This is a genomic window from Bacillus sp. EE-W1 (assembly GCF_009760835.1).
In the GTDB taxonomy this organism is placed as follows: Bacteria; Bacillota; Bacilli; order Bacillales; family Bacillaceae_G; genus Bacillus_A; species Bacillus_A wiedmannii.
Genome location: NZ_WIPE01000151.1, coordinates 1 through 2,942, shown reverse-complemented (window position 1 = coordinate 2,942; position 2,942 = coordinate 1). Strand labels below are relative to the sequence as shown.

4 protein-coding genes and 1 pseudogene are annotated in these 2,942 nt (G+C 35.3%); 1 reads left to right on the top strand and 4 read right to left on the bottom strand.

The window, feature by feature from the left end:
* Positions 1-292: 292 nt before the first annotated feature.
* The 3 genes from GFJ36_RS28720 to GFJ36_RS28710 form a co-directional block, all read right to left on the bottom strand.
* The gene (locus GFJ36_RS28720; RefSeq protein ID WP_098230580.1) at positions 293-514 is read right to left on the bottom strand and encodes a hypothetical protein; all 222 of its coding nucleotides are present in this window, start codon (positions 512-514) and stop codon (positions 293-295) included.
* A 234-nt stretch (positions 515-748) separates the two neighbouring features.
* Positions 749-1,552, bottom strand: a complete 804-nt coding sequence (locus GFJ36_RS28715) for a PASTA domain-containing protein (RefSeq protein WP_157349849.1) — start codon at positions 1,550-1,552, stop codon at positions 749-751.
* A gap of 86 nt (positions 1,553-1,638) precedes the next feature.
* Complete coding sequence (locus GFJ36_RS28710; RefSeq protein WP_098961832.1) at positions 1,639-2,106, bottom strand: hypothetical protein; 468 nt, start codon at positions 2,104-2,106, stop codon at positions 1,639-1,641.
* 213 nt (positions 2,107-2,319) lie between these two features.
* Between GFJ36_RS28710 and GFJ36_RS30305 the strand changes: the two are divergent.
* Positions 2,320-2,418: pseudogene (locus GFJ36_RS30305) on the top strand (hypothetical protein); the annotation flags it as partial.
* A gap of 233 nt (positions 2,419-2,651) precedes the next feature.
* Here the strand turns inward: GFJ36_RS30305 and GFJ36_RS28700 are convergent.
* Positions 2,652-2,942: hypothetical protein (locus GFJ36_RS28700; RefSeq protein WP_157349848.1), on the bottom strand; the 291-nt coding region annotated here is incomplete at its 5' end.

The window sequence follows — 2,942 nt, the reverse complement described above, 5'->3', positions numbered from 1 at the left end:
TTTTGTTTTCTTCTTGTGCTAAAGATAAGATCCTGTTCCCGGGTCTTATCTTTTTATTTTTGGATTATAGATACAAAAAAGGAATCCTTAATAGCTTAAGGATTCTGCAACAGGAAATAACAAAATACAAACAATTGTAACTCGTGCACGAGATAATCGCGATAGTAGACATAGCTATTTTACCGCATTGGGATTATATTTATCCACAACCAGTGAGCCAGAATCGCCCATTACTTTAAGAAAATGAAATAAAAATCAATTACTTAAAGATTAAACTCAAAATCCTACTCCATTATTTGACCTCAGCGGAGAAAATCCAACAACCACTTAATCTTCCACTAACCTGAATGTTTTTTCCTTCATAATTGGAAAGTTCAATTTGAGCACTTTCTGGAGTTTGTGCTGCTTGCATAGGAATTTTGGTCAATCTCACTTGGTTACAATCAACAGGTTTTTTTTGCACAATATTAAACAGACCATTTTCTACAATTCCACTATATAGTTTATCGTTCATTTTTTCCTCCTTAATATTATAAAAAAATATTTTCGTTTTATGGTTTTACCAGTTTACGAATAATATGCAGGGTTATTTCATCGATTATCGGGACTATGTTCATTCCCTCAATTAGGATATCATGGTTTTATCAATCAAATGAAAAATCGAAGATGTCAGTGTGTTTCCAAGATTAATCGGGATACTCAGTTACATCTATGAGACCCCAGATTTTATAAAAGGACCATCCTTGGATTAAGTATGTCTTTTTCCAAGGCGTCTAATAGGTCTACTACATTCCCCCTCACAATACTCTTCAGTGTAGGTTATGGTTACAGTTGATCCCTTTGGAACAACAACTCCGGGGGCAGGTTCTATATTTGAGACGTATTTTTGATTTATAGCTGATTTCCTCCTTTCACCAGGGCGCGAAATGGGTGTTAATCCTGATTGTCGGAGCAGAGCCTCAGCTACCTTAAGGGGATGTCCAATTAAACCGTCGCGGATTTTTACCATTTCCACTTGAGGTTGCGGTTCTTGCATATTCTCTTTTCTTTTAGGAATTTTAAACCCTTCAGGTAAGTTAAGACTAAAGAATTTACAGTTATCACTCACAGGGTTACTTGCACAAGCTGAGGCTTCTTTAGTTAGTTGGGCTAACTGTCCTGATAAATGTTCACTCCACTGGTTTAAAACAGTAGGTTCAGGAAGAGGATTTTCGAAAAAGTCAGGATTTAATTGTACATATTGGACATCATTCAGAGCAGTGAGTAACTTTAGGCGTAACCTAGCTGAATTTTCTAGAACTTGTTTTTGATTTTCAATATCATACTTATTTGGACCTTCTGGATAATTATCTAATAACTTATAGCTAGCTATTTGAACAGAGTAAGGAACGGGGTTTTCCTGAATAATTGTTGCAAAATTTTTTAATCTATTTGTTACTTGTTCAGGCGAGATAGCTGCAGCGATTCCTTCTCCTTTGCCACCCCTTTGATAGTGAACGATGTTAGTTTCGCATTGTTCTTTTTTCTCGGCAATTTTACGATTTACATCCACCTCTGCTTCAATCCCTCCAACAAGAGCCTCATATGCTCATTTAATGGAGACTCCTATTTCCTGGTTTTTTGCTTTGCTTGATGATTTTATTTCCATAATTGCAAAATATTCTCCCCCCCCGTACCCATTCCTCGAATAAAACCATCACCATATCGTTCACGGAATATTTCATTTTTACCTTGTTCAAGTAGCTTGACAGCAGGTTCTTCAAGTACTGCATCTTCACATTGAGTAAAGGCATTTTCAAGAACGGCATGTACTAATAAGAAAGTGGATTGGGTATTAAATTTGGTTTCATTAGCAAATTGAAATTTACCTTCTGTACTAAATAATCCATAATGGCCACTAACCGCAATGGAAATGCCAAGGGAATCGTAAAGTTCTTCATAGGAATTGATTAAAGTAAATTCATAATTTGCGCCCATTCCACCTGCCCCCGTAGGTTCGGTTATGTTCCCGACCACTACTCCTTTTCCAGCAACTTCACCATTAAGGATATTGACTCCCATACCATAGTTCATACCCTTACGATATTCTGTATTTTGCGATTGCATAATTTATCATCCCTTCGTAATAATTTCCTAAGTAGGTAGCTGTAGCACAGATAGCCTTCCTATGGATATCTATATTCAATGTTATTATAGTTCACCAGAAAACACGCCGTAATGCATACTAGACTCGATAGATACAACGATAACGCAGTTATGGAAAAATCCTTTGGCATATCGGAATTTATTTATTTAAGAATGTAAAGTGTAGGACACTTTAAACAAGAACTAGAAAAATATATAAAATACTTATATTCACATACGATCCGGGCCAATTTAAAAGGCATGATCCCAGTACAATACAGAGTTCATGCCTAACAAGCTGCCTAATAAAATAATCTGTCTAACTTATGGGGTCACTTGAAAAGACTTGTTCGGAATTCTTTTGTTTACAATCTGTGCCGATGATAATATATATCATCGGCAATATAAGTGATTTAGACTTCATCTAGGAAAGAATTGTCCTATAAAAGGGGAATATTCTTACTATTGGTAAGATTAGTTATTAAAATTCTGTTGATTAAATGTTCTCGATTGGGACTAGGTAAATACTATTGCAACATCTTTTGTGACTCTTTAACTTGTTGAGTAACTTGATTTAACGTATTGATTGACAGAAGTGCTTGTTCTACATTTTCTAACATTTCTGCTGTGTGATGAACCATTTGTTCCACATCAACTAACATTTCTACTGTTTGATGAACCGATTGTTGTAGTTGATAGAATGTTTTTTGTTTTTGATGTTTAGCATGTAACTTAACATAATGCATTTGTTCAAAAAGTTCATTAGGTTCTTGTTGACTTAAATCAATTGGTGAAGCCATGTTTTGTTGATTTTGCTC